Annotated in this window: 2 tRNA genes and 1 rRNA gene; all 3 read right to left on the reverse strand. The window is 50.7% G+C overall.

Features of this window, described 5'->3' with window-relative positions:
• Nucleotides 1-60: 60 nt before the first annotated feature.
• Nucleotides 61-2,933, reverse strand: a 23S ribosomal RNA gene (locus tag EJB06_RS31340).
• Nucleotides 2,934-3,243: 310 nt separating this feature from the next.
• Nucleotides 3,244-3,319: transfer RNA gene (locus EJB06_RS31345), tRNA-Ala, on the reverse strand.
• Between the two features lie 19 nt (nucleotides 3,320-3,338).
• A tRNA-Ile gene (locus EJB06_RS31350) sits at nucleotides 3,339-3,415 on the reverse strand.
• Between the last annotated feature and the right edge of the window lie 8 nt (nucleotides 3,416-3,423).

The raw sequence follows: 3,423 nt of genomic DNA on the forward strand, positions 1-3,423 counted from the left end.
GACCGTGCGTATCGCACAAGCACAACGCGCATTTCTTATCTCTGTACCTGCTAAGGTTATAGGGACAAGCCGTACGGGCAATTAGTATCAGTTAGCTTAATGCATTACTGCACTTCCACACCTGACCTATCAACGTCCTGGTCTCGAACGACCCTTTAAAGAGCTCAAGGCTCTGGGAAATCTCATCTCAAGGCAAGTTTCCCGCTTAGATGCTTTCAGCGGTTATCTCTTCCAGACTTAGCTACCCGGCAATGCCACTGGCGTGACAACCGGTACACCAGAGGTCTGTCCACTCCGGTCCTCTCGTACTAGGAGCAGCCCCCTTCAAATTTCCAACGCCCACGGCAGATAGGGACCAAACTGTCTCACGACGTTTTAAACCCAGCTCACGTACCACTTTAAATGGCGAACAGCCATACCCTTGGGACCGGCTACAGCCCCAGGATGTGATGAGCCGACATCGAGGTGCCAAACTCCCCCGTCGATATGAACTCTTGGGAGGAATCAGCCTGTTATCCCCAGAGTACCTTTTATCCGTTGAGCGATGGCCCTTCCATACAGAACCACCGGATCACTATGTCCTACTTTCGTACCTGCTCGACTTGTCAGTCTCGCAGTTAAGCACGCTTATGCCATTGCACTATCAACACGATGTCCGACCGTATCTAGCGTACCTTCGAACTCCTCCGTTACACTTTAGGAGGAGACCGCCCCAGTCAAACTGCCTACCATGCACTGTCCCCGACCCGGATAACGGGCCAAGGTTAGAACCTCAAACAAACCAGGGTGGTATTTCAAGGATGGCTCCACGAGAACTGGCGTCCCCGCTTCAAAGCCTCCCACCTATCCTACACAGATTGGTTCAAAGTCCAATGCAAAGCTACAGTAAAGGTTCATGGGGTCTTTCCGTCTAGCCGCGGGTAGATTGCATCATCACAAACATTTCAACTTCGCTGAGTCTCGGGAGGAGACAGTGTGGCCATCGTTACGCCATTCGTGCAGGTCGGAACTTACCCGACAAGGAATTTCGCTACCTTAGGACCGTTATAGTTACGGCCGCCGTTTACTGGGACTTCAATCAAGAGCTTGCACCCCATCATTTAATCTTCCAGCACCGGGCAGGCGTCACACCCTATACGTCCACTTTCGTGTTTGCAGAGTGCTGTGTTTTTATTAAACAGTCGCAGCCACCAGTTTATTGCAACCCTTTCACCCTCATGGAGTAAACCAATCAAGCTACCGGGGCGTACCTTTTCCCGAAGTTACGGTACCAATTTGCCGAGTTCCTTCTCCCGAGTTCTCTCAAGCGCCTTAGAATACTCATCTCGCCCACCTGTGTCGGTTTGCGGTACGGTCTCGTATGACTGAAGCTTAGAGGCTTTTCTTGGAACCACTTCCGATTGCTTCAGAACCTAAGTTCCTCGTCCCGTCCCCTTGAATTCCGCGCCCGGATTTGCCTAAGCGCCTTCTATGAGACAGAAACTGACTATTCCAACAGTCAGACAACCTTCCGCGATCCGTCCCCCCATCGCATCATACGACGGTGCAGGAATATTAACCTGCTTCCCATCAGCTACGCATCTCTGCCTCGCCTTAGGGGCCGACTCACCCTGCTCCGATGAACGTTGAACAGGAAACCTTGGGCTTACGGCGTGGGAGCTTTTCACTCCCATTATCGCTACTCATGTCAGCATTCGCACTTCTGATACCTCCAGCATCCTTTACAAGACACCTTCGCAGGCTTACAGAACGCTCTCCTACCATATGCTTACGCATATCCGCAGCTTCGGTGACTGGCTTAGCCCCGTTACATCTTCCGCGCAGGACGACTCGATCAGTGAGCTATTACGCTTTCTTTAAATGATGGCTGCTTCTAAGCCAACATCCTGACTGTTTTAGCCTTCCCACTTCGTTTTCCACTTAGCCAATCTTTGGGACCTTAGCTGGCGGTCTGGGTTGTTTCCCTCTTGACGCCGGACGTTAGCACCCGACGTCTGTCTCCCAAGCTCGCACTCATCGGTATTCGGAGTTTGCAATGGTTTGGTAAGTCGCAATGACCCCCTAGCCATAACAGTGCTCTACCCCCGATGGTGATACTTGAGGCACTACCTAAATAGTTTTCGGAGAGAACCAGCTATTTCCAAGTTTGTTTAGCCTTTCACCCCTACCCACAGCTCATCCCCTAATTTTTCAACATTAGTGGGTTCGGACCTCCAGGGCGTGTTACCGCACCTTCATCCTGGCCATGAGTAGATCACTTGGTTTCGGGTCTACACCCAGCGACTGTCGCCCTGTTCGGACTCGATTTCTCTACGGCTTCCCTATATGGTTAACCTTGCCACTGAATGTAAGTCGCTGACCCATTATACAAAAGGTACGCAGTCACGGAACAAGTCCGCTCCTACTGTTTGTATGCACACGGTTTCAGGATCTATTTCACTCCCCTCCCGGGGTTCTTTTCGCCTTTCCCTCACGGTACTGGTTCACTATCGGTCGATTACGAGTATTTAGCCTTGGAGGATGGTCCCCCCATATTCAGACAGGATTTCTCGTGTCCCGCCCTACTTGTCGCATACTTAGTTCCACACATCGCATTTCGTATAAGGGGCTATCACCCTCTATGGCCGGAGTTTCCAATCCGTTCTACTATGCGTCATGCTAAATCATGCAGGCTCATCCCATTTCGCTCGCCACTACTTTGGGAATCTCGGTTGATTTATTTTCCTGCAGCTACTTAGATGTTTCAGTTCGCCGCGTTCGCTTTGCATACCTATGTATTCAGTATGCAATGACCTAAAAGGCCGGGTTTCCCCATTCGGAAATCTGCGGATCAAAGCTTGTTTGCTAGCTCCCCGCAGCTTATCGCAAGCTACTACGTCCTTCATCGCCTGTAATCGCCAAGGCATCCACCATGTGCACTTATTCGCTTGTCCCTATAACGTTAGCCTCTGATCCGGAGATCAAAGAGCGCTACAGGGATAAGAAAGTACAGCGTTGTTGCTTTGTTTTGATACATACAATCACTACCCTGCCAAACCGTTTGCACGGATTGACATAAAACTTTACTTCTTCCAGATTGTTAAAGAACGAAACAGCTTTAATCTCTAAAAGACCAAACCTAAACCCGCTGGCTTACGTTTGCACTTTCAAGAGTTAAGTAGAGTGGTGGAGGATGACGGGATCGAACCGACGNTCAAACCTAAATCTGACGACTTACGTTTGCGCTTTCAAGAGTTAGTAGAGTGGTGGAGGATGACGGGATCGAACCGACGACCCCCTGCTTGCAAAGCAGGTGCTCTCCCAGCTGAGCTAATCCCCCAAGGGTATTACTGACCGCATGGTAGGGCTGGTTGGACTCGAACCAACGACCCCCGCGTTATCAACACGGTGCTCTAACCAGCTGAGCTACAGCCCCGACTTGGA

The organism is Massilia atriviolacea, assembly GCF_003953935.1.
GTDB classification, from domain to species: Bacteria; Pseudomonadota; Gammaproteobacteria; order Burkholderiales; family Burkholderiaceae_D; genus Telluria_A; species Telluria_A atriviolacea.